This window comes from Pedobacter sp. KBW01 (assembly GCF_003852395.1).
Lineage (GTDB): Bacteria > Bacteroidota > Bacteroidia > Sphingobacteriales > Sphingobacteriaceae > Pedobacter.
Genome location: NZ_QAJQ01000014.1, coordinates 225638 through 250183, shown reverse-complemented (window position 1 = coordinate 250183; position 24546 = coordinate 225638). Strand labels below are relative to the sequence as shown.

19 protein-coding genes are annotated in these 24546 nt (G+C 39.3%); 15 read left to right on the top strand and 4 right to left on the bottom strand.

Annotated features, from left to right (window positions below):
- The first annotated feature begins 55 nt into the window (after nucleotides 1-55).
- The 10 genes from DBR40_RS16620 to DBR40_RS16575 all read left to right on the top strand — a co-directional run bounded on the left by DBR40_RS16620 (nucleotide 56) and on the right by DBR40_RS16575 (nucleotide 13927).
- Nucleotides 56-1513, top strand: a complete 1458-nt coding sequence (locus DBR40_RS16620; RefSeq protein ID WP_124560858.1) for a UDP-N-acetylmuramoyl-L-alanyl-D-glutamate--2,6-diaminopimelate ligase — start codon at nucleotides 56-58, stop codon at nucleotides 1511-1513.
- A complete protein-coding gene (gene mraY, locus DBR40_RS16615) occupies nucleotides 1513-2760 on the top strand; it encodes a phospho-N-acetylmuramoyl-pentapeptide-transferase (RefSeq protein WP_124560857.1) in 1248 nt (415 codons plus the stop codon). Before DBR40_RS16620 ends, mraY begins: the two co-directional genes overlap by 1 nt.
- Before the next feature lie 145 nt (nucleotides 2761-2905).
- The gene (murD, locus tag DBR40_RS16610) at nucleotides 2906-4294 is read left to right on the top strand and encodes a UDP-N-acetylmuramoyl-L-alanine--D-glutamate ligase (protein ID WP_124560856.1); all 1389 of its coding nucleotides are present in this window, start codon (nucleotides 2906-2908) and stop codon (nucleotides 4292-4294) included.
- Nucleotides 4295-4309: 15 nt separating this feature from the next.
- A complete protein-coding gene (locus tag DBR40_RS16605; protein ID WP_199748363.1) occupies nucleotides 4310-5497 on the top strand; it encodes an FtsW/RodA/SpoVE family cell cycle protein in 1188 nt (395 codons plus the stop codon).
- A 101-nt stretch (nucleotides 5498-5598) separates the two neighbouring features.
- Nucleotides 5599-6702, top strand: a complete 1104-nt coding sequence (gene murG, locus DBR40_RS16600; protein ID WP_124560855.1) for an undecaprenyldiphospho-muramoylpentapeptide beta-N-acetylglucosaminyltransferase — start codon at nucleotides 5599-5601, stop codon at nucleotides 6700-6702.
- Between the two features lie 114 nt (nucleotides 6703-6816).
- Nucleotides 6817-8172 carry a UDP-N-acetylmuramate--L-alanine ligase gene (murC, locus tag DBR40_RS16595; RefSeq protein WP_124560854.1) on the top strand — a complete coding sequence of 452 codons (1356 nt, stop codon included), beginning with the start codon at nucleotides 6817-6819 and terminating at the stop codon, nucleotides 8170-8172.
- Entirely contained in the window at nucleotides 8165-9385 is a 1221-nt protein-coding gene (locus DBR40_RS16590) for a cell division protein FtsQ/DivIB (protein ID WP_124560853.1), read from the top strand. The genes murC and DBR40_RS16590 overlap by 8 nt, the downstream gene beginning before the upstream one ends.
- Nucleotides 9386-9390: 5 nt before the next feature.
- A complete protein-coding gene (ftsA, locus tag DBR40_RS16585) occupies nucleotides 9391-10749 on the top strand; it encodes a cell division protein FtsA (RefSeq protein ID WP_039473398.1) in 1359 nt (452 codons plus the stop codon).
- A gap of 130 nt (nucleotides 10750-10879) precedes the next feature.
- The gene (ftsZ, locus tag DBR40_RS16580) at nucleotides 10880-12514 is read left to right on the top strand and encodes a cell division protein FtsZ (RefSeq protein ID WP_124560923.1); all 1635 of its coding nucleotides are present in this window, start codon (nucleotides 10880-10882) and stop codon (nucleotides 12512-12514) included.
- 171 nt (nucleotides 12515-12685) lie between these two features.
- The gene (locus tag DBR40_RS16575; RefSeq protein WP_124560852.1) at nucleotides 12686-13927 is read left to right on the top strand and encodes an aminotransferase class I/II-fold pyridoxal phosphate-dependent enzyme; all 1242 of its coding nucleotides are present in this window, start codon (nucleotides 12686-12688) and stop codon (nucleotides 13925-13927) included.
- Between the two features lie 66 nt (nucleotides 13928-13993).
- On the opposite strand, the gene DBR40_RS16570 is transcribed toward DBR40_RS16575, so the two are convergent.
- Nucleotides 13994-14809, bottom strand: a complete 816-nt coding sequence (locus DBR40_RS16570; RefSeq protein ID WP_124560851.1) for an alpha/beta fold hydrolase — start codon at nucleotides 14807-14809, stop codon at nucleotides 13994-13996.
- A 527-nt stretch (nucleotides 14810-15336) separates the two neighbouring features.
- Here DBR40_RS16570 and DBR40_RS16565 point away from each other — a divergent pair.
- The 3 genes from DBR40_RS16565 to DBR40_RS16555 all read left to right on the top strand — a co-directional run bounded on the left by DBR40_RS16565 (nucleotide 15337) and on the right by DBR40_RS16555 (nucleotide 17544).
- Entirely contained in the window at nucleotides 15337-15513 is a 177-nt protein-coding gene (locus DBR40_RS16565) for a hypothetical protein (protein WP_056871440.1), read from the top strand.
- Nucleotides 15514-15886: 373 nt separating this feature from the next.
- Nucleotides 15887-16861 carry a helix-turn-helix domain-containing protein gene (locus tag DBR40_RS16560; RefSeq protein ID WP_124560850.1) on the top strand — a complete coding sequence of 325 codons (975 nt, stop codon included), beginning with the start codon at nucleotides 15887-15889 and terminating at the stop codon, nucleotides 16859-16861.
- 200 nt (nucleotides 16862-17061) lie between these two features.
- The gene (locus tag DBR40_RS16555) at nucleotides 17062-17544 is read left to right on the top strand and encodes a GNAT family N-acetyltransferase (RefSeq protein ID WP_124560849.1); all 483 of its coding nucleotides are present in this window, start codon (nucleotides 17062-17064) and stop codon (nucleotides 17542-17544) included.
- A 96-nt stretch (nucleotides 17545-17640) separates the two neighbouring features.
- On the opposite strand, the gene dapA is transcribed toward DBR40_RS16555, so the two are convergent.
- The 3 genes from dapA to DBR40_RS16540 all read right to left on the bottom strand — a co-directional run bounded on the left by dapA (nucleotide 17641) and on the right by DBR40_RS16540 (nucleotide 21424).
- Entirely contained in the window at nucleotides 17641-18528 is an 888-nt protein-coding gene (dapA, locus tag DBR40_RS16550; RefSeq protein WP_124560848.1) for a 4-hydroxy-tetrahydrodipicolinate synthase, read from the bottom strand.
- 85 nt (nucleotides 18529-18613) lie between these two features.
- Nucleotides 18614-20626: an NAD-dependent DNA ligase LigA gene (gene ligA, locus DBR40_RS16545; RefSeq protein WP_124560847.1), complete on the bottom strand. Its 2013-nt coding sequence runs from the start codon at nucleotides 20624-20626 to the stop codon at nucleotides 18614-18616.
- Between the two features lie 120 nt (nucleotides 20627-20746).
- The gene (locus DBR40_RS16540) at nucleotides 20747-21424 is read right to left on the bottom strand and encodes a hypothetical protein (protein ID WP_124560846.1); all 678 of its coding nucleotides are present in this window, start codon (nucleotides 21422-21424) and stop codon (nucleotides 20747-20749) included.
- Nucleotides 21425-21543: 119 nt separating this feature from the next.
- Here DBR40_RS16540 and DBR40_RS16535 point away from each other — a divergent pair, with 119 nt between their 5' ends.
- Both DBR40_RS16535 and tyrS read left to right on the top strand, forming a co-directional pair.
- Nucleotides 21544-22845, top strand: coding sequence for a patatin-like phospholipase family protein (locus DBR40_RS16535; protein WP_124560845.1), 1302 nt, complete (start codon nucleotides 21544-21546; stop codon nucleotides 22843-22845).
- Nucleotides 22846-22896: 51 nt separating this feature from the next.
- A complete protein-coding gene (gene tyrS / locus DBR40_RS16530; protein WP_124560844.1) occupies nucleotides 22897-24183 on the top strand; it encodes a tyrosine--tRNA ligase in 1287 nt (428 codons plus the stop codon).
- The last annotated feature ends 363 nt before the right edge of the window (nucleotides 24184-24546 follow it).

The following is a 24546-nucleotide window of genomic DNA, read 5'->3' as shown; positions in this document are numbered from 1 at the left end:
AGGGTAGAAGGCCTTGATACTCGCTTGGAAATACTTGATACTAAGAATAAATAAAATGCAATTACAAGATTTACTTTACGGTGTAACGATTAAAGAATTGGTTGGCAAAACCGATAGAGAAATCAATGCGCTGAATTTCGATTCGCGTAAGGTAGGTAAAGATGATGTTTTCTTTGCCGTAGTAGGGACATTGGCCGATGGACATCAGTTTATCGATCAAACTATTGCGCAGGGAGCTACAGTGATTGTTTGCGAAAACCTGCCCGAGAATCCAAATGCAGAAGTTAGCTACATTAAAGTCGAAAATACTTCGGTTGCTTTGGGTATTATGGCAGGCAATTATTTTGGTAATCCTTCGGCCGATTTAAAACTGATTGGTATTACTGGTACAAACGGAAAAACAACCATTGCCACAATTTTATTCAAGTTATTTAAAGCCTTAGGTTATAAAACAGGGTTAATATCAACTGTAGAAAATTACATCAACGATACTGTGGTGGTTGCTACGCATACTACACCAAATCCTATTGCGCTGAATCAGCTTTTAAGGGATATGGTAAATGCAGGCTGCGATTATTGTTTCATGGAGGTAAGCTCGCACGCAGTGGCACAGCACCGTATTGAAGGCTTGAGCTTTGCTGGTGGCGTATTTTCGAACATCACACACGATCACTTAGACTTTCACAAAACTTTTGATAGTTACCTGAAAGCTAAAAAGGCATTTTTTGATGGTTTGCCTAAATCAGCCTTTGCACTGACCAATACCGACGATAAAAATGGTATGGTGATGTTGCAAAATACAAAGGCACATAAAAAAACTTATGCGCTTAAGCAGCTTGCAGATTTTAAAGCCAAAATTATTGAAAACCAGTTCAGTGGTTTACACCTGGATATCGATAACGAAGATGTTTATTTTAAACTCGTGGGCTCTTTTAATGCCTATAACTTGTTAGCCGTATACGGTACAGCTATTTTGTTAGAGCAGGATAAATTAAAGGTATTAACGCTTTTAAGCACTTTGTCTGGAGCAGAAGGCCGTTTCGATTATATCACTTCGCCTGATAAAATTATCGGTATTGTAGATTATGCACATACGCCCGATGCTGTTCAGAATGTGCTGAGCACCATTGCCAATATTCGTAAAGGTACCGAACAGGTAATTACAGTAATAGGTTGTGGCGGAGACCGCGATAAAACCAAACGCCCTATTATGGCTCAGGTAGCCTGCGATTGGAGCGACAAAGTAATCCTAACCTCTGATAACCCACGGACAGAAGATCCGCAGACAATTATCAGTGAGATGGAAGCTGGGGTTTCGCCAAGCAATAAACGTAAAACCTTATCCATTTTGGATAGAAAAGAAGCGATTAAAACTGCTTGTCATTTGGCTCAGCCAGGAGATATCATTTTGATTGCCGGAAAAGGACATGAAAAATACCAGGAGATTAATGGTGTAAGAAATCATTTTGATGATAAAGAGATTTTACTTGAACAATTAAACCCGATCAGCTAATGTTATATTTATTATTCGAATACCTGCATAAGCATTACGACATTCCCGGATTGAGGCTGTTTCAGTACATCACTTTCCGTGCTTCTGTATCGATCATTTTATCGTTAATCATTACAACAGTATATGGTCGCAGATTGATCGATTACCTGCACAAAAAACAAGTAGGCGAAACCGTAAGGAATTTAGGTCTGGAAGGTCAGATGCAAAAACAAGGTACGCCAACAATGGGCGGTATTATCATTTTGCTGGGTATTTTGATTCCAACCTTACTTTTTGCCAATATTTCCAATATCTACGTCATCCTCATGATCATTACCACCATCTGGATGGGTGCAATTGGCTTTTTGGACGATTATATCAAGGTTTTCAAAAAGAATAAGGAAGGTTTAGCTGGCCGTTTCAAAGTTGTAGGTCAGGTTGGTTTAGGGCTGATTGTTGGAACAACAATGTATTTCCACCCAAATATCGTGGTGCGCGAAACTGTTCAGGATAATGTTAAAAATACTTCTTCTGTACCGATGGTGTTGCGTCAGAAAGGTGAAACATTTTACTACACGCAGGATGTAAAATCGACTAAAACCAATATGCCTTTTTATAAGAACAATGAGTTCGATTATGCAAAGGTACTGAAGTTTTTAGGTGGCGATTATCAGAAATATGCTTTTATCATTTTTCTGGCCTTTACGGTATTTATTATCACTGCGGTTTCAAACGGGGCAAACATTACCGATGGTATCGACGGCCTGGCAACAGGAACATCAGCCGTAATCGGGATTACCCTGGGTATTTTGGCCTACATATCGGGTAATACCATCATGGCCGATTACCTCAATATTATGTACATCCCTAACTCTGGAGAGTTGATGATTTTTGCCGGAGCGTTTGTGGGAGCATGTGTGGGTTTCCTTTGGTACAATTCTTACCCGGCTCAGATTTTTATGGGCGATACAGGAAGTTTAGCCATTGGTGGTATCATAGCAGCTTTTGCACTGATGATCCGTAAAGAGCTTTTGATTCCGATTTTATGTGGAATATTTCTGGTAGAGCTGGTATCGGTAATTATGCAGGTATCCTACTTCAAATACACCAAAAAGAAATTTGGAGAAGGGCGCCGGATTTTCCTGATGTCGCCTTTGCACCACCATTACCAGAAGAAAGGATATCATGAAGCAAAAATTGTTACCCGCTTCTGGATTATTGGAATTATGCTGGCCATTATGACAATCGTGACGTTGAAATTAAGATAATAAAAAGGTAAAACATAGAAAGGTTGAAGGCAGGAAGGTCGATCAATCGCAATAAAGAAATAAAGTAAAAGGTATATGGTATTCAGGTTTCGATACCTAATACTCACCACCAGCGACTAAATACTTAATACAAAAAAATAAAAAAATGAGCACAAGTAATATCACATCAAGCAATACTCCCTCAGCAATGACCGGGCAGGGCCGTGTGGTTATTCTTGGCGCTGGCGAAAGTGGCGTTGGTGCAGCAAAATTGGCGCAAGCCAAAGGTTTCGAAGTATTTGTTTCAGACTTTGGTGTAATTGCAGATAAGTATAAAGCGGCTTTAGAGAAGCTTGGTGTCCCCTTTGAATCTGAAAAGCATACAGAAGAGCTGATTCTAAATGCAAGAGAAGTAATTAAAAGTCCGGGTATTCCACCAAGTGCCCCAATTATTAAAAAACTGGTGGCTAAAAGAATTCCGGTGATTTCGGAAATTGAGTTTGCCAAACGCTATACCAATGCTAAAACCATTTGTATTACAGGGTCGAACGGAAAATCGACTACTAGTTTATTAACCTATCACATTTTAAAAAATGCAGGTTTAAATGTGGGGCTGGCAGGTAATATCGGACAAAGCTTTGCCGCACAGGTAGCAACCGAAGATTACGAATATTATGTTTTGGAGATCTCAAGCTTTATGCTCGATGATATGTTTGAATTTAAGGCTGATATCGCTGTTTTATTGAATATCACACCCGATCATTTAGACCGTTACGATTATAAATTGGAAAATTATGCAGCATCGAAAATGCGCATTATCCAAAATCAAACAGCAGCAGATGTTTTTATTTACTGTGCTGATGACCAGGAAAGCTTAAAAGCTATGGCTATTGCCAAACCCCTTGCCAAAACTTACCCTTTTTCAATTGTTAAACCAGTTGAAACAGGAGCTTATTTAGAAGAAACAACAATACATATCCTTACTGAACCAAATAATCAATTAACCATGTCTATTTCAGATTTAGCCTTACAGGGCAAGCACAACGTTTATAATTCTATGGCTTCTGGCATTGTAGCCAAAGTTCTGGAATTGAGAAATGATTCTATCCGCGAAAGCATGGGTAATTTCAAAAACATTGAACATCGCTTAGAGCATGTAGCCAAAATTTCTGGAATTGATTTTATCAACGATAGTAAAGCCACCAATGTAAACTCTACTTGGTATGCCTTAGAAAGCATGACCAGCGATGTAGTGTTGATTATGGGCGGTGTTGATAAGGGGAACGATTATAACATGCTTAAAGATTTGGTTAAAAGTAAAGTTAAGGCTATTGTTTGCTTGGGTAAGGACAACAAACGTATCCACGATGCTTTTGAGGACGACGTAGATGTAATTGTAAATACGTTTTCGGCTGATGAGGCTGCCCAGATTGCTTTTCACCTGGCTAAACGCGGCGATACCGTTTTGCTTTCGCCAGCTTGTGCAAGTTTCGATTTATTTAAAAATTATGAAGACCGCGGTAACCAGTTTAAAGCGGCAGTTAGAGAATTATAATAGGAGGCTCAATATATGTTGCAGGCACTACTTAACAAAACAAAAGGCGACAGGTGGATCTGGTTGATCATCATCCTGCTTTCGCTTATATCGGTAATGGCGGTGTACAGTGCAACAGGAACTTTGGCGTATAAAAAAGGCGAAGCCGTAGAAAAGCTTTTGTTAACCAAACACCTGATTTTTGTATTGATGGGTATTGGTATGATTTACATTGCCCACCTGCTCGATTATCGCTACTATGCAGGTATTTCGAAGGTGTTGATGATTGTAACCATCCCCTTGCTGTTTTATACATTGATATTCGGAACCAACTTAAACGATGCATCTCGCTGGGTAAAAATACCGGTAATTGGATTAACGTTTCAAACTTCCGATTTAGCCAAGCTTGCATTAATTACATTTTTGGCGCGGATGCTCACCAAAAAGCAAGAGAATATTAAAGACGTAAAAGAATCATTTATACCAATTATGGGTTCGGTTTGTGTGGTGTTTGTTTTAATTGCACTGGCCAACCTCTCTACAGCTTTAATGCTGTTTGGTGTAAGTATTTTGCTGTTAATTATTGGAAGGATCAGTATTAAACAGATTGCAATTGTTTGTGCAGGTGGTTTTGTGCTCCTGCTGTTTGTGTTCTTTTTAGGGCCAAGGCGTAAAACATACATGTCGCGTATCAATACGTTTATGCATCCCGAAATGCAGCATTCAGATAAAACTTTCCAGGCAGATCAGGCAAAAATTGCCCTGGCTACTGGTGGTATTTTTGGTAAAGGACCAGGTAATAGTACGCAGCGCAACTTCCTGCCACACCCGTATTCCGATTTTATTTTCGCCATTATTATTGAAGAATGGGGAACACTGGGAGGAATTGTTATTATGATACTATACCTGGTGCTTTTATACCGATGTATCAAGATCGTAACGCGGGCACCCAAGGCATTTGGGGCGCTGCTGGCAGCGGGACTAAGTTTTAGTCTTACTATTCAGGCTTTTGCCAATATGGCTGTAGCGGTAGGTTTAGGCCCGGTAACCGGGGTTCCACTTCCACTGGTAAGTATGGGAGGTACCTCAATGATTTTTACCAGTGTGGCCTTTGGTATTATTTTGAGTGTAAGCCGTGATGTGGAAGAAAACGCAAAAATTACTTCGAAAGAAGAAAAAATAAATAATAAAATAATCGTTGGAGAAATTCCGGCGATGGCTTAACAAAATAATTGAGTTAGTGAATGATTGAATTAGAGAATGTCGCTTTTGCAGATAAACATTTATTTATTCAAAATTCATTCATTTAATAATTAATGATAAAAATGAATAATTCCCCAAAAATTATCATATCAGGTGGTGGCACCGGCGGGCACATTTTTCCCGCCGTAGCCATAGCCAATGCGCTTAAACGCTTGGTGCCTGCCTGTGAAATTTTATTTGTGGGTGCAATAGGCCGGATGGAAATGGAAAAAGTTCCCGCGGCCGGATATAAGATTATTGGTTTAAATATTAGTGGAATGCAACGTGGTTCGATTGTGAAAAATTTGGCACTTCCATTTAAGGTAATTGGTAGCGTACGCAAGGCGATACAGATTATTAACGATTTTAAACCCGATGCGGTTGTAGGTGTGGGTGGCTATGCTTCCGGGCCTTTGTTGTATGCCGCATCTTTGAAAGGAATTCCATACCTGATACAGGAACAGAATTCTTATGCTGGTATTACCAATAAATGGCTGGGTAAAAAAGCATCTAAAATTTGTGTGGCTTTCGATCAGATGGATCAGTTTTTTCCGGCCGATCGGATTTTGAAAACCGGTAATCCTGTTCGTCAGGAAGTGGTAGATATTAAAGGGAAACACCACGCAGGTGCCGAACTGTTAAAGCTCGATCCTTTGAAGAAGACCATTATGGTTACTGGGGGAAGTTTGGGAGCTGGTACATTGAACAAAGCCATTGAAAAACATTTGCCCGAAATAATTGCGCATGATGTGCAGGTGATCTGGCAAACAGGCAAATATTATTACAAAGGAGTTATCGAAAGATTGGGAGTGGATTATCACCCAAATGTTCGCATTCTGGAGTTTTTAAATAAAATGGACCTGGCTTATGCTGCCGCCGATGTCATTATCTCGCGGGCAGGAGCAGGAACCATTGCAGAGCTTTGCCTCATTGCCAAACCAGTAATTTTGGTGCCTTCGCCAAATGTGGCAGAAGACCACCAGACCAAAAATGCAATGGCACTGGTAAAAAATGGAGCAGCGATATTAATTAACGATCGCGCTGCAGAAGATACCCTGGTGAAAGAGGCCTTAGCCTTGCTAAATAATAAAGCGCAAAGTGAGCAACTCTCGGCAAACCTGGCTAAAATGGCGTTGCCAAAGGCTGACGAGATTATTGCAGGAGAAGTATTGAAATTGATTAAGTAGCGATATGAAAATAAAGATGTTAGATAGAAGGAATTAGATTTGAGATAGACGTTATGTCGCATTCTCAGATCTCAGATCTCAAATCTTCATCTATCATCTCAAATCTAAAATAAAATGGAATTAAGTAAAATAAATAGGGTTTTCTTCGTAGGTATCGGTGGTATCGGCATGAGCGCGCTTGCCCGTTATTTTGCTAAACGCGGACAAGTGGTTTGTGGTTACGATAAAACCAGAACTAAGCTGACCGAAACATTAGAACAGGAAGGTATTTTGATAACCTATCTGGACGAAGCTGCTTCATTGCCTTGTGCATTTTTAGATAACCAGGATGATACTTTAGTCGTTTATACGCCTGCTATACCAAAAGATTCGAAGATTTTAAATCACTTTATTCACAAGGGATTTAGTCTTAAAAAACGGTCTGAAGTATTGGGTATTATCAGTAAAGGCATGTTTTGCATTGCAGTAGCTGGTACACATGGTAAAACCACAACCTCATCTATTGTAGCACATATATTAAAGGATACCGGTTACGATTGTACAGCCTTTTTAGGTGGTATAACCAGTAACTACAACAGTAATGTGCTTTTTGGAAACAACAATGTGGTAGTGGTAGAAGCTGATGAGTATGATCGTTCGTTTCTAACCTTACACCCCGATGTAGCGGTGGTAACCTCGATGGATGCTGACCATTTGGATATTTACGGTGATAAAAGCCATTTAGAGGAATCCTTCCGCTTGTTTGCTGCACAGTTAAAAGATGGCGGTACGCTTTACGCGCACGAAGGCTTGCCTTTGGCAAATAACACGAGTTATGCCGCTAGTGCAACAGCAAACGCACGGGCTGAAAACCTAAGGGTACAAGGCTCCAAATTTGTGTTCGATTATACCGATGCTACGCAAAGTATAAAAGATATTAGCTTAATGCTGCCTGGTAAGCACAATGTAGAGAATACTACTGTGGCTATTGCAATAGCTCTGGCTTTGGGTATCGAGGCAGATAAAGTAAAACAAGCGGTTGCAAATTTTAAAGGAGTTAAACGCCGTTTCGAGTATATCGTAAACAATGGTGATCAGATTTATATCGACGATTATGCACATCATCCTGAAGAACTGAAAGCCTGCTTTGATGCGGTAAGACAGCTCTATCCGGATAAAAAACTGACGGTAATTTTTCAACCACACCTGTTTACCCGTACCAGAGATTTTGCCGATGAATTTGCAAAAGTTTTGAGCACAGCCGATGAATTGCTGTTGCTGGAAATTTATCCAGCCAGAGAATTGCCGTTGGCGGGTATAAACGCGCAGTTTTTGCTCGATAAAATCACTTTAAGTGATAAGAAAATATGTGGAAAAGATTTTGTGGTTCAGTACGTTAAGGACACAAAACCTGAATTAATTTTAACTGTAGGTGCCGGTGATATTGATACCATTATTGAACCTTTAAAAAATACTTTGAACAATGCTTAAGCGGATAAACTGGAGCGCAATTTTTACTGGCTTTGCCTGGCTAATCAGTCTGGCAGGGGTGGTTGTGCTTTTGGGTTTTATTAACGTTAAAAAGCAAACCGTTAAATGTACTGATGTTAAAATTATTATCCCTGGTGCCGATAATTTTATCGAACGCGAAGAAATTGACGAAATTTTAAAGCAGGATCAGGGTGTATTATTGGGCAGAAACCTGGAGAATATTAATATCCACCAGATTGAAAAGAAATTGCAATCAAACCCTTATATCGGCTTTGCCAAGGTGTATGTAGATATGGATGGGGTGTTGCACATCGAAGTAAAACAACGCCAGCCTATTGTGCGTATTTTAAACGAGAACGGGCAGGATTTTTACATTGACAATGACGGATTGAAAATGCCGATTTCGTCGAATTTTACAGCGAATGTATTGGTGGCAACAGGGCATATTTCAGAAGTTTTTGGAAGTCGGGTGGATACTTTGCATACGCAGCTGGGCCGCGATTTATACAAAACTGCCCAGTACATTAAAAAAGATACGCTTTGGGATTCGCAGATTGAACAGATCGTAGTTGATCAGAAAAACGACATTACACTGATCCCAAGGGTAGGTAACCAGCGTATTATTTTGGGTAATGCCGATTCGCTTGAAAAGAAGATGAAAAACCTGTTGCTGTTCTATAAAAAGGCAATGCCGCAGGTAGGTTGGGATACTTATAAAACCATAAATATCAAGTACACCAATCAGATTGTATGCGAAAAAAGAGATTCGACAGAGTTAGGTAAAAAAGGCAAAACATTTTCTGCAGCCGATAGTTTGAGGATACAGCGCAGTGTGGCAGATTCGCTAATCAAAAGTACAATTGGTGAGGCAATGGATGATAGGCCCGAAGCAGATGAGGCTGAAAAAGAAGAGCCTAAAAAGGTGGTAGTAGCAAAGCCCGAGCCTAAGAAACCAGAACCGAAAAAAGTGGAGCCTAAAAAGGTAGAAGCCAAAAAAACGGAAACAGCTAAAAAAGAAGAAAAAAAGCCGGCAGTAACATCGGCCACTAAACCAAAGGAAATAAAACCTGCGGATAAAAAAGAAAAACCGAAGCAAACGGTAACAACACAGCCAAAGCCGGCAAAATCTGAGGCAGATTTAAAAAAACAGAGAGAGGCGAGAGAGAAAGAAATCAGAGCCCTGGAAAAACAGTATAAAACTCAGCAAAATTAACGAATATGGACAAGGCAAAATTTACCAGTCAGTCGCCCATTGTAGTAGGATTGGATATCGGTACTACAAAAATTTGTGTTATCGTTGGTCGTAGAACACAGCACGGTAAGATAGAGATCTTAGGAATTGGAAAAGCAGAATCGGCAGGAGTAACACGTGGAGTAGTTTCTAATATCCAAAAAACCGTACAGGGCATTGCTCAAGCAGTTGAAGTAGCAAGCGGACAATCCAATGTAGAAATACAGGTGGTAAATGTGGGTATTGCTGGTCAGCACATTAAGAGCTTACAGCACCGAGGAATTTTAACAAGAAGAGAATTAAACAACGAAATCGGCAAAAAAGATATCGACAAGCTAATTGATGATATGTTTAAGCTGGTAATGCCTCCGGGTGAGGAGATCATTCATGTATTGCCGCAAGAATTTACCATCGATAACGAACCTGGTATCAAAGATCCGATTGGTATGGCAGGAGTGCGTTTGGAAGCCAACTTCCACATTATCTCCGGTCAGGTTACCGCAGTTAAAAATATCATTAAATGTGTAAACAATGCAGGGCTGCAAACTCAGGATCTAATTCTTGAGCCATTGGCTTCGTCTGAATCGGTGTTGAGCGAGGAAGAAAAAGAAGCTGGTATTGCCCTGGTTGATATTGGTGGTGGTACTACCGATATCGCTATTTTCCACGAAGGTATTATCCGCCATACAGCGGTTATCCCATTTGGCGGTAATAGTGTTACTGAGGATATCAGAGAAGGCTGTTCGGTAATGCGCAACCAGGCTGAGTTGTTGAAAACACGTTTCGGTTCGGCATTGGCTGAAGAGAATAAGGAAAATGAAATCATTTGTGTTCCGGGTTTACGTGGCCGCGAACCAAAAGAAATTTCAGTTAAAAACCTGGCCTATGTTATTCAGGCCCGTATGGAAGAGATTATCGAGCACGTGTATTACGAGATCAAATCTTCGGGTTATGAGAAAAAACTGATCGGTGGTATTGTAATTACTGGTGGTGGTGCTTTGCTGAAACACTTATCGCAAGCTGTAGAATATGTAACCGGTTTAGATTGCCGCATTGGTTATCCTAATGAGCACTTATCTAAATACGAAGATATGCCTAAAGCCATCTATGATGACTTAAAGAGCCCGATGTATGCAACCAGTGTTGGTTTGTTAATTAAAGGAATTCAGAAAGCTGAAGAACTGATTGAAGAAATGAAACAACCTGGAGTTTTTGTTGAGAAACCAAAAGCAGCTAAGGAAAAAGAAAAACGCGGACCAGGTTTATTCGATAAATTATTGGCAAAAACAAGAACTTTCATTCAGGATGATATGAATGTGAGCGATGAAGATTACTTGAAAAGCTAATTATTTTTCAACAAAGAAAGAGTTTTCCACATTCTTAACACTTGTGGAAAACGTCTGTTGAAAAAGTGTTAATATTACATTGAGTAATGAACAGAATTTAAAAATTTTTAAACAACTGATTCATAAAGATATGCAGTTCGAAATGTTAAAAGATAAGTCTTCAATCATCAAGGTAATTGGTGTTGGGGGCGGTGGCGGCAACGCGGTGAACCATATGTACCTGTCGGGTATTACTGGTGTGGATTTTATTATTTGTAATACAGATGCCCAGGCTTTGGAATCTAGCCCTATACCTAACAAGGTACAATTAGGTGCAAGTTTAACCGAAGGAATGGGTGCTGGTTCTATTCCCGAGGTTGGTAAAAACTCGGCAATAGAAAATATAGATGATATTAAGGCAATGTTGGGTAGTACCACTAAAATGCTTTTTATTACGGCAGGAATGGGTGGTGGTACCGGAACAGGTGCATCGCCAATTATCGCAAAAGCTGCAAAAGAACTTGACATTTTAACCGTGGCCATTATTACAACGCCTTTTTCTTTCGAAGGGAAAAGACGTAGGTTACAGGCCGACGAAGGGATGGAAGAACTGAAGAAATACGTAGATTCTTATCTTGTAATTTCTAACGACCGCCTACGTGAGATTTTCGGAAACTTAACCTTGGGCTCAGCTTTCGGTCAGGCCGATGATATCTTAACCACCGCCGCCAAAGGTATTGCCGAAATCATTACAGTACCAGGTTATATCAACGTGGATTTTAAAGATGTGCGTACCGTAATGAAAGATAGCGGTGTAGCCATTATGGGTAGCTTTGCTGCCGAAGGCGAAGATCGTGCATTACAAGCGGTTGAAGGTGCTTTAGCTTCTCCATTATTAAAAGACAATGAAATTGAAGGTGCCCGTTACATTTTATTGAATATCAGTTCTGGCCTGCGTGAGGTAACCATGGATGAAGTTTCGATTATTACCGATTACATTCAGGAAAAAGCAGGTTTATCTGCCGATTTAATCTGGGGTAACTGTACCGACGAATCTTTGAGCGATAAACTTTCAGTTACCATTATTGCTACAGGTTTCCAAACTTCAGAAGAACGCGTACACGAAGAAAAAAATAAAAAGAAAATATCACTTTTAACACCAGAAGAAGCTCCGCTAGTTCGTCCCGTTGAACCAGTAAATTCTTTTATTCAGCCTAAAGCAGCTCCATCATACGAGCCGGTTTTAAAAGCTAAAGAAGAGATTTCGCAAGTAGATCTGTTTGGTGGTATGTTTAATAAAGCTGAAACTCAGAAAGTTCAGGAGCCAGAAAACAATGTGGTTCGCCATACCTTGATTGAAGAAGAGCCACATGCCGTTGAGGAGACTCAGGAAACAGGCTTTGAATTTGAAGTGAAGTTGGCAGAAACCAATTTTGTTTTCGAAACACCAGTTGCAGAAGTTGCTCAAATGCATGCGCCTGAACCAGAGCCAGAAATGCCGGTTATTGGTTTAGATGATGATAAGAACGACGAATCAATGGAAGAGCAATTGAAAAAATCGAAAGAACGTATTTTACGTTTAAAAGATTTGAGTATGAAGTTGCGTACTACAAATGGTTTGCAAGAACTGGAAAACGAACCTGCTTACAAGCGTAAACAAATGCAGTTACAGCAAGTTCAGCATTCATCAGAATCGCAGGTTAGCCGTTTTACGCTAAGCAACGATCAGGATGGAGGTACAGAAATCAGACCTAACAATTCTTTTCTGCACGACAACGTTGACTAAATCGACCCAAATAATACCTTTAAAAGCCCCGAAATAAAAACCGGGGCTTTTTTGGCATAAAATTAGCATAGTGAAAATGTTAATTGACAGCCAAAGGATGAATATGGTTGATTTTAAGATGAATAAAGCTTAAATTCGCAAAATTTTTATAATAAAAAAACAGATAATACATTGGATATATTTGATAAAATAGCAAAACACATGGGGCCGCTAGGTCAACACCAAAAATGGTCTCATGGGTATTTCTCATTTCCAAAATTAGAGGGAGAAATTGCACCACACATGCAGTTCCGTGGAAAAGAGCACTTGGTTTGGAGTTTAAATAACTATTTAGGTTTAGCCAATCACCCCGAAGTTAGAAAAGCAGATGAAGAAGCTGCTGCAAAATTTGGTATGGCTTACCCAATGGGTGCCCGTATGATGAGCGGTAACTCAAACTATCATGAGCAGTTAGAGCAGGAACTTGCAGAATTTGTTGGTAAGCCCGATGCATTTTTATTAAACTATGGTTACCAGGGAATGGTATCTATTATCGATACTTTAGTAGATAGAAATGATGTTGTAGTGTACGATGCCGAATCGCATGCTTGTATTGTAGATGGTTTGCGTTTGCACATGGGTAAACGTTTTGTTTACAAACACAACGATATAGAAAGTGCCCGTAAACAATTAGAACGTGCTACCAAATTGGTTGAAGAAACTGGTGGTGGAATTTTGTTAATTACCGAAGGTGTTTTCGGAATGAGCGGTGCACAGGGTAAGTTAAAAGAAATTGTAGATCTTAAAAAAGATTTCAACTTCCGTATCCTGGTTGATGATGCACATGGTTTTGGTACCATGGGTAAAACTGGTGCAGGTACACATGAAGCACAGGATTGTATAGAAGGTATTGATGTATACTTTGGTACTTTCGCTAAATCAATGGCTGGTATAGGTGCTTTTGTAGCTTCTACTGAGCAAATTACCAATTTCTTGAGGTATAACATGCGTTCTCAGACTTTTGCTAAAGCATTACCAATGCCAATGGTTATCGGTTTGTTAAAACGCTTAGAACTGTTAAAAAGCAAGCCAGAATTAAAAGATAAACTTTGGGAAATAGCCATGACCCTGCAAAAAGGTCTGCGCGAACGTGGTTTTGATTTAGGTGTAACCGATTCAGTTGTAACTCCGGTATTCTTAAAAGGAGAACTAACAGATGCTACTGCAATCACATACGATTTGCGCGAAAATTATAGCATTTTCTGTTCTATCGTGGTATATCCGGTAATCCCTAAAGGAATGATCGAACTGCGCTTAATTCCTACAGCTGTACATACTTTAGAAGATGTTCAGCGTACTTTAGATGCATTTAGCGAAGTAGCCCAGAAATTAGAAAGTGGTTATTATAAAGAAAACCAGTTTGCTACTGCTTAAGTAGGAAATAAATATAAAGAAGCCGGTTATTGATAAAATAACCGGCTTCTTGCATTTTAAACTTCTCTAAGACTTAATAAAATCTAAAATATCTTTATTGATGGTTTCTGCTTCGGTAGTTGGCATGCCATGTGGAAAACCCGGGTAGGCAATCAGTTTTCCGTTTTGCAATAGTGCCGCTGCTTTTGGTGCCTGATGAAAAGGAACAATCTGGTCGTCTTCGCCATGTAGTACCAATACAGGTACTTTTATGCTTTTAAGGTCTTCAGTTAAATCGGTTTCAGAAAAGGCTTTAATACCTTCATAATGCGCTTTAACCGAGCCCATCATACCCTGGCGCCACCAGTTGTTTTTAACGCCGACACTTGATTTTGAGCCTTCACGGTTGTAACCGTAAAATGCATCTGTAAAATCATGATAATATTGTGCCCTGTTAAAACCTGTTCCCTGACGTATTTCGTCAAAAATTGCTAAAGGTACTCCTTCAGGGTTGTTCTCGCTCTGGATCATAACCGGCGTAATGGCACTAATCAATACTGCCTTTGCAACCCGGTCGCCATTTTTGGCTACATATCTGGCTACTTCGCCACCACCCGTAGAGTGGCCAATATGTATCGCATCTTTTAAATCTAACGCGGCAGTTAATTCGGCAACATCAGCAGCATAGGTTTCGATGTTATGCCCTTCCGAAGCCTGGCTAGATCGGCCATGTCCGCGACGGTCGTGAGCAATTACGCGATAGCCCTGGTTAACAAAGAACATCATTTGTGTATCCCAGTCATCTCCAGATAACGGCCATCCGTGATGAAATACGATAGGTTGTCCCGAACCCCAATCCTTATAATAGATTTCGGTTCCGTCTTTTACTTTAATTGTACTCATAGCTTTAAGAATTTTATGAATGTTTGTAGGCAGTAATTGCAATTTACGTTACATTCTTTAATTAATTGTTAACCATTTGTTTATTTGTTAGCTGGTTCATTTGTTTATTGGTCATTCGTTCAATGGTTCTTTGATTATTATTCGCGGATTCCAGGTTATTGGTCATTGTTTATTGAACCATGGGCTGTTTATTAACTGCCTTTTCAATTTTGGATAATTTTGTAGTTTAATTTTTAGTTTGCCAGACAGATCATTCGTGCTGTATATGTATAAATAAAATTACATGGAGGCACACAAAGCCTTTTTTAAGGGCTGTATTTGTGTTTCGGTTTGTATTTTGCTGATAAACAGCTGCTTGTTTATTTTTTTTAATATTATATATGTTCATAATTACCGTTAATGTGGAAAAAAAAGGCCTTTAGAGGCCGTTTTTTATCATAGCAAAAATTTTTTTATTACACTAAACCGTTTAAATTAGAGTTAGATAATTAAAAATCAAACCTTTAAAATTATAGGAGCCATAAAAAATGAAAAAATTTGAAGAAGTAAAAAGTTTAGTTGCAGCTTTAGAAGCTGATGCAGACAAGTTTTATAACAAAGGCAACAGCGCCGCCGGAACCCGCATACGTAAAGGTATGCAAGATCTTAAAAACTTAGCTCAGGCCATTCGTTTAGAAGTACAGGATACCAAAAACAAAGCTTAAGCCATCAAAAATATTTAAACAAAGGCCTCTTGAAATTTTCAGGGGCCTTTGTTGTTTATGTGCTTTTATCTGGTTACAAATATGCTTCTCCTTTGTAAAAATAATAAGACGATTTGTTAAGCTTTATGCTATTCTGCTAATAAGTCTTATTTGTTTTCTATTTTTGTCACCACTATAATTTCTTTACAAGTCGTAACATTTATCGCGTAAAGACTTGGCCGCTCCCCTTTTTTTGCCGTGAATACCGGGTAGTTATTTAAGAAATTACTCCTCTGGTTATTTAATAACCTCCTGAGGTAGAAATCTAATCAATATTGTTTGTTGTGAGTAATCAGGCTGAGGATGGATAAGCACGAGTAATTTAGGATATAAGATGCCGGGATATTTAAAATACAATTGTTCTAATAAGGAAGATATTAATCGCGTGCTGAAGATCATGTCGAGTGTGTATCCCGTTAGTAAAGAGTTGGTTAAAGAATTTGAAATGCATGTTCAGGCGCTAAGTATCAAAAAAGATCAGATCCTTTTTAACGAAAATGAAGTATGCGAGTACATCTATTTTATCAAAAAAGGGGCATTGATGGGCTGTACTACCCACAAACGACAGCAGATCACAACTTATATATCCATAGAGAATGAGTTTGTAAGTTCTATATCGGGGCTGCACGGGTTAGCCCATTCGCAAGAATATGTTATTGCGGTTGAAGATACCGATCTGCTAGCCATTCACAACAATGAAATAAACAGGCTGTTTCTGCAATATTTTGAACTGAATTATATTTTTAGGGTAATTTTAGAGAAATATTATAAACATGCGCAGCAACGGGCACATATTATAAGGGTTGGGAATGCAAAAGAACGATATCAGTATTTTGCCAAAACTAATCCCGGTTATTTAGATCGTTTACCTTCGGAGCTAATTGCCTCTTTGCTTAATGTAAAGCCGTCGACACTTTTAGGGGTTAAGAAAAGTTTTACAGTGCAGGAAGAAAGGAATAAAGAGCTCGAAATGTGGGAGGAAAAATTACGAACGCATATGGATACTCATCAATCTTTTAGGGATAAAGCCATCAGGCTGCAATCATTGGCGCAAGAAATAGGTTTAAGCAGTCATAAACTCTCTATCGTACTCAATAATTACATTAACAAGAGTTTTATCGATTACATCAATCAATACCGAATCAACTGGATTAAAGAAAGCCTGCGTAACCCCGAAATAGTTCAAAATTTTACTTTAGAGGCATTGGCCTATAGTGCAGGTTTTTCATCGCGCAGCGCGTTTTACAATGCTTTTAAGAAGCTGGTTGGCGTGAGCCCTGTCGAATATGCCAAAAATGGCTGTCCATAAAAACGTTAACTTAACGTTTCTGTTACGAAAATACACTTTTAAGCAACTTTTTAAGATATACTTGTGTTGATTTATAATACAGGACAAACTTGTTTTGTTAAACATGTAGAAAAGGTACTGTTTTGGGTATTTTTGTAGTATAAACAAGATAGACTATATGGTATTTAGTGTTTTTTTTGACTCAAAATTTGATTGAAACTATGGTAAGAGCAATGCGTGCAGCAGATTGGGATGTAGTGAGTACAATTTATCAGGAAGGAATCAAAACAGGTATAGCAAGTTTTAGAACTCCGGAAATGTCGTGGAAAGACTGGGACTCATCACATAGTAAAGTGTGTAGGTTTGTGGCCTGCAAAGAAAAAGAAATTATAGGTTGGATTGCTTTATTGCCTGTATCAGTTAAATACGATCGAGTAGGTGTAGCTGAAATTGAAGTTTATGTAAAACAGGGACATAAAGACAAAGGGATTGGTTTTTTGTTGCTCGATACCTTAATTAAAGAGAGCGAGAAGGTGGGCGTTTGGATGTTGCAGGCTGGAATTTTTCTGCAAAATGCAGCAGTATTAAAAATTCACGAAAAGGCGGGCTTCAGGGTTGTGGGCTATCGCGAAAAGATTGGTAAAGTAAACGGAATATGGCAGGATAATTTGCTCATGGAACGAAGAAATATGTTAATTGCCTAGAAAGAAAAAATCCCTTTGAATTAGAAATAACTCAAAGGGATTTTTTACTTATGAATCTTGTCGTATGGATATTTATCTATCCAGGCAAAACCTATTTTAAGCTACAACACTTAATTTTTCGATTTCTTTTACAATTAACTGTTCAAGTTGCGAAGAAGCTTTAAGTAATGGTAATCTAACTGTATCTCCGCACACACCAATATGTTTTAATGCTGCCTTAATACCTGCAGGGTTTCCTTCAGCGAAAGCCAAACGGGTAAACTCGATCAGGTTTAAGTGGGCTGGGGTAGCACCTTTAAAATCGCCTACCAAACATTGTTTCACCATATCAGAAAGCTGTTTAGGCAAAGCATTTCCAATTACAGAAATAATACCGGAAGCACCCAACGCAATCATTGGTAAAGTAATCGGATCATCACCAGAGATCAAAAGAAAGTCTGTTGGTTTATCTCTCATAATCTGGTTAAACTGATCAAAACTGCCTGAAGCTTCTTTAGTGGCAATGATATTTTTAAAATCGTGCGCCAGTCTGCAGGTGGTTTCCGGACTCATGTTGCTCATGGTACGCCCCGGAACGTTATACAAAATCAAATCTAAAGGAGATACTTCAGCCAGATATTTGTAGTGCTGATAAATACCTTCTTGCGTAGGTTTGTTGTAATATGGACTAACCGATAAAATGGCACTATAACCGGCTGTATCGAAAGCTTTCATATCTTCAGCTACAGCCAAAGTGTTGTTACCGCCAATTCCGGCAACTAATGGTAATCTGTTATCGTTAATTTCAGCAGTATAGGCCCACACCTTCTTCTTCTCGTCCTTGGTCATAGTGGCGGTTTCGCCGGTTGTACCTAAAGAAACGAGGTAATCTATCCCTCCGTCTACCAAATGATTAATCAGGTTTTTTAAACCATTATAATCAACTGATCCATCTGTGTTGAAAGGTGTAACCAACGCTACACCAGTACCCTGAAATTTGTTCATTTTTAATTAATAATTATTGAATTTTGAGTGAGGAATTGAATGAATGCTTATAATCAATCATTCATAATTTCAATCACTCCCTCATTTATTTTATCATTTCTAATAGTTCTGCATCGCTGATGATAGGTACATTGAGCTTATTTGCCTTTTCCAGCTTTGAAGGCCCCATGTTGTCGCCAGCTACCAGATAATTTAATTTGCCCGAAATACCGCTTAAAATCTTGCCTCCATTGGCTTCAATCATATCTTTTAGCTCATCGCGGCTATAGTTTTCAAAAACGCCCGAAATTACGAATGTTTTTCCAATAAGTCGGTCACTATCAAGTGTAATTACTTTTTCTTCAATTTCAAACTGCAATCCGGCTAATTTTAATAATTCTACCTGCTGTAAATGCTCCGATTTTCCAAAATACTCAACAATGCTCTCTGCAATGCGCTGCCCGATTTCGTCAATGGCGATTAATTCTTCTACAGTAGCCTTCGATAGGTTATCGATATTTTTAACGCCGGCGGCTAATTTTTTCGCTACCGTTTCGCCCACATACCGGATCCCTAGACCAAACAGGACTTTCTCGAAAGGCATTTCTTTCGATTTTTCGATACCGGCAATCATGTTGTCAATAGAGCGTTCGCCAAAACGATCAAGGGTTTTTAACTGTTCTGATTTTTGGTGAAGCGTATATAAATCACTAATGTGGTTTATCAGGCCATTTTTGTAAAAGGTTTCAATCGTTTCATCACCAAGGCCATCTATGTTCATCGCTTTGCGCGAGATGAAATGTTGTATTTTTCCTACAATTTGTGGCGGACAACCTTCATCGTTAGGGCAATAATGAACCGCTTCACCTTCTTTTCTGATCAGTTCGGTACCACACTCAGGGCAATTGTGTAAATAATTAACTTTAGTAGAATCCGCTAAGCGTTTATCCAGATTAACCTTAATAATTTTAGGAATAATCTCACCGCCTTTTTCTACAAATACAGTATCACCAAGATGTAGGTCTAAACGTTCAATCTCGTTGGCATTGTGCAGGGTGGCGCGTTTAACGGTTGTTCCGGCCAGTAAAACAGGTTTTAAATTCGCTACCGGAGTTACTGCACCCGTTCTCCCCACCTGGTAGGTTACTTTTTCTAAAATGGTTTCAACCTCGGCTGCTTTGTATTTGTACGAAATGGCCCAGCGCGGTGATTTGGCGGTAAAGCCAAGTTCCTGTTGCTGGGCAAAACTGTTCACCTTAATTACAATCCCATCAATGTCGTAGCTGAGTTTAAAACGTTCTTCTTCCCAATGGTGAATAAAATCAAGCACTGCATCGATGTTAGCAACCAATCTGTTGTGCTCGCAAACATGGAAACCCCATTCTTTTACTGCATTCAGGCTATCCCAATGGTTTTTGAATTCATTTTTATCGGTATATAAGAAGTAAATAAAACCATCCAGAGGGCGTTTGGCTACTTCTTTACTGTCCTGCATTTTGATTGTACCTGATGCAAAATTTCGAGGGTTAGCATAAGGGATTTCTCCCAATTCTTCGCGGGTAGCGTTTAAGCGTAAAAAAGCTGCTTTGTGCATAAAAATTTCACCACGAATTTCGAAATGCTCGGGTGCTACAGCCTGTTTAAGCTGATGTGGAATGGTGTGGATGGTTTTAACGTTAGCCGTTACCTCATCTCCTTTGGTACCATCACCACGGGTTACCGCTCTAACCAGTTTACCATTTTCGTAAGTCAGGCTGATGGATAAGCCATCAAATTTTAGTTCGCAAACATACTCGAAATTATCGCCAATGGCTTTACGGATGCGTTCGTCAAAGTCGCGTAGGTCCTGCTCGTTATAGGTATTTCCCAGCGAGAGCATGGGGTATTTATGGTTAACGGTAATGAAATTTTTGGTCACATCGCCGCCAACACGCTGTGTAGGAGAGTTGGGGTCAGCAAACCCGGGGTTTGCATGTTCCAGATCCTGAAGATGTTTTAGTTTTTTATCGAACTCGTAATCGCCAATGGTAGGCATGGCCAGTACGTAGTAATTATAATTGTGCTGGTTGAGCTCGGCAACCAGGGCATCCATTTCTTCTTGTATCGCTGTTAAGGGCATTTACAAATATAAAAAAAGGATGAAAGGGTTTTGTAATTTGCAAACAAAAAGCTTTGGTGTACAAAGAGAATATTGCTGATTCTAGATCCAATTTAGATGCGAGAGGGGAGGAGTATTATTTTAGCCTTTGAGCTTCTCCTCAATCTCCTCAAAAATTACCATAAAATCCTTTTGTAATACTTCTTTAAAAACCACCAGTTCAAAAGTAAGCTGCTGCAACTGCTTTTCACTCAGGGTTTCGGGCCAAAGGCGCATGCAGATCCGGTTTAAGGCATAACTGATGTTATCTATTTTTTGGTAGCTAAGCAAGTATTTGCTACTGATAAAGCTGTCGAGAAATTTGAAAAATACGCTTTGATCCTTTAAACCACAATGTTCCAGAAAATCAGTCAGTGATTCTTTTTTAATGGCAATCAGGTGGTCGTAAAATTGGTTCACCTGGATCAGGTTACATTCAATCAATAAATGATCCAGTAGCAATTCAAGTCCAATATGTGCCAAAAAGGAGGGGCGTATCGGGGTGTTTTCAACAATGGGTTTAATCAGCTGCTTCAGTATAGCTGTTTTTTCAAAGAAGAAAGCAGAAGAGTGGAAATGCAAATCGACAGCTAAATGTCTTTTCCAGCCGGTTAAGAGGTTTTCTTCGTCAGGGTTGCCCTTAAATAGAAATTCATTTTTCTGAGGATACAGATTGGCATCCTTCAATGCATTTTTAATTAAATCGGGTAAAACAGTTCCCATTACCACATTGGCATCCTGATTTGACCTGTCGAAATAGTAATGGGATAAAAAGTTCATATTGCAAGGTAATATTTTCTAACTTGTTGTAAAACCCGAATTAGAAATATTGACCCTAAATCTATATTGTTTTGGAGTCTAATTATGCATAGCTTTAAGTGTTCTTAAACTGATGCATCATGCCTAATGCTAAAACTTACAGGATCTTATCGCTCGATGGCGGTGGTTCCTGGGCACTTATCCAGGTGAAATGTTTGCGTAAGCTGTTCGCCGAAACTTTTAACAATCCCGACCCAACAGGACATGAAGTATTGGCAGAATTCGATCTGGTATCGGCCAATAGCGGAGGCAGTTTGGTAGCGGCAGCAATGGCAGAGAACCTTCGGCTTTCAGAAATAGAAAAAATATTTGATGATGCAAAGCTGAGAAACAGGGTGTTTTCGAAACTTAGCTTTTTTGAGAGGAGTTTATTAACCAGTGTAGCAAGAATATTTAAGATTGGTGCTAAATACGCTACTAAACGAAAACACATTGCTTTAAAAGAGATTTTACCCGGCATTGCGCAAATCGACATGATGGATATTCCGGCGCATATTGCAGTAAATGGAGCAATTAAAACCCAGTTTTTGATTATTGGTTACGATTATTACCGCAACAGGGCTGAGCTCTTTAGATCCGATTGCGATAGTATGGCCTCTACAGCTGTTATTGAACGAAGGCTTAAAAATATGCCTCAGCAGGCAGAAAGCCCTGCAGACTGCATTGTCAGTTTAGTTGATGCCATACACGCTTCGAGTACTGCACCCGTTAACTATTTTAACGAACCAGCTACATTTCTGGTTAATAATAAACCTAAGTATTACTGGGATGGCGGTGTTACGGGCAATAATAATCCGGTTTTAGTGGCGGTTACTGAAGCGATTTGTAACAAGACGCAATATCAGATTGAGAACGTTCAGGTGCTTTCTATCGGTACCGGAACAGTATCACAACTGCAATATGATGAAGAGATCCCTGTAAAGTATGACGAGCTTAAAGCCAAACATGAATCGCCGGGTCTGATTAAAGATGTTCAGAAAATGGGCACAAGTATTTTAAACGATCCGCCCGATACGGCTGCTTTTGTCGCTTACATGATCCTGAACCCATCAATGCCAGCGCAACCGGTCGATTTTATCCGCATGAATCCTGCTTTAAGGCCAGTACTGATTGATGATTCGGCGGGTAAACATTGGGATTTACCGGCAGGAATTGATAAAGATGAGTACGCAAAGCTGAATGCGATGGATATGGATGCGGTTGCAGATGATGAAGTTGCTCTGATTAAAAAGCTATGCAACAACTGGTTGAATGGTGAAGGTGTTCCGAACCAATCTATTCGCAGTAATTCCAGTCTCAATTGTCTCATTGGTCATCCGGATTTTGAAGCAGCAAAGACCGATTTTAAGAACTGGTTTACAAAACCAACTAATTTGCTTTAAACTAAGCTAAAATTTTATCTTTGCACGCACAATTATTAAAGTGTTTGTACAATGACGAATTTTGTTGAAGAGTTAAGGTGGCGTGGCATGCTACATGATATTATGCCGAATACTGAAGAAAAGTTAAACGAAGGTATGACTTCTGGTTATATTGGTTTTGACCCTACTGCAGATTCATTGCATGTTGGTCACTTAACGCAAATCATGACCCTTATTCATTTTCAAAACGCTGGCCATAAGCCATTTGCTTTGGTTGGTGGTGCTACGGGTATGGTGGGCGATCCATCTGGAAAATCTGACGAGCGTAATCTTCAAACGCCTGAAATGATTGAGCATAACCTAAAAGGAATGAAAAAGCAGCTGGCTAAATTCCTGAAATTTGAAGAAGGTGGAAATGGCGCTGTAATGGTTAACAATGCCGATTGGTTTAAGGACATGAACCTTTTTACCTTTATCAGGGACGTTGGTAAACACATTACTGTAAACTACATGATGGCCAAAGATAGCGTTAAACGCCGTTTGGAAGGCGATTCTGGTTTATCTTTTACCGAATTCTGCTACCAGTTAATTCAAGGTTATGATTTTTACCATTTATGGAAAAACGAAAACTGTCTGGTACAAATGGGGGGATCCGATCAGTGGGGAAATATTGTTACCGGTACAGAATTAATCAGAAGAAAAGATGCCGGAACTGCTTATGCCATTACCACACAGTTGATTAAAAAAGCTGATGGTACGAAATTCGGTAAAACCGAGAGTGGTGCAGTTTGGCTAGACCCAGAGAAAACTTCTCCGTATAAATTTTACCAGTTTTGGTTAAACGCATCAGATGATGATGTGAAAAAATGGATCCGCATTTTTACGCTTAAAAACCAGACTGAAATTGAAGCTTTGGAAAAAGAACACGATGCAGCTCCGCATTTGCGTATTCTTCAAAAAGCTTTGGCAGAAGATATTACAGTTAAAACCCACTCGGTTGAGGCTTTGGACGCGGCCATTAAAACATCTGAGTTTTTATTTGGTAATGGATCTTTAGAATTTCTAAAAAGCCTTTCAGAAAAACAGGTTTTAGAAATGTTTGAGGGAATACCGCAGTTTAACATTTCGAAATCAGAGTTAAGTGTTGGTATTGATGCCGCTACTTTGCTTGCAGAAAAGGCTGCAGTTTTCCCATCTAAAGGTGAAACCAAAAAGCTGATTCAGGGTGGTGGTGTTTCTGTTAACAAAGAAAAAGTAGCGGACGTGATGCAGGTTTTCAATGCAGAACACCTGATTAACGATAAATTTATTGTAGTTCAGAAAGGAAGAAGAAACTATTTCCTTTTGATTGCACAATAAGACTAAAGGAAAACTACTGCTTCATCGTTGTCGTTTGTAACGGGGATGGGAGAGAAGAGCGATTTATCGCTCAAGATATTTTTCAAGCATTCTAAAAAGAAAGCCGCTTTACAAAAGCGGCTTTCTTTTTTATGGCCTTATCTGGTTACATAAAACTTATTAAAGCATTTATAACATTTGTATCGTTTAATGGATACCCAAGGCATTAATGTTTTAAAGAGAAAACCTCGCGGCACTCTGTAAGTCTCGAAATTTTTGCATTTCGGACATGGCGGACAGCCTGTAACAACAGTTAGGTCCTTGGGTGATGTCATGATAAGTATAGTTTGTTTGGGATAATCAAACTTACGCAATATCTTGATG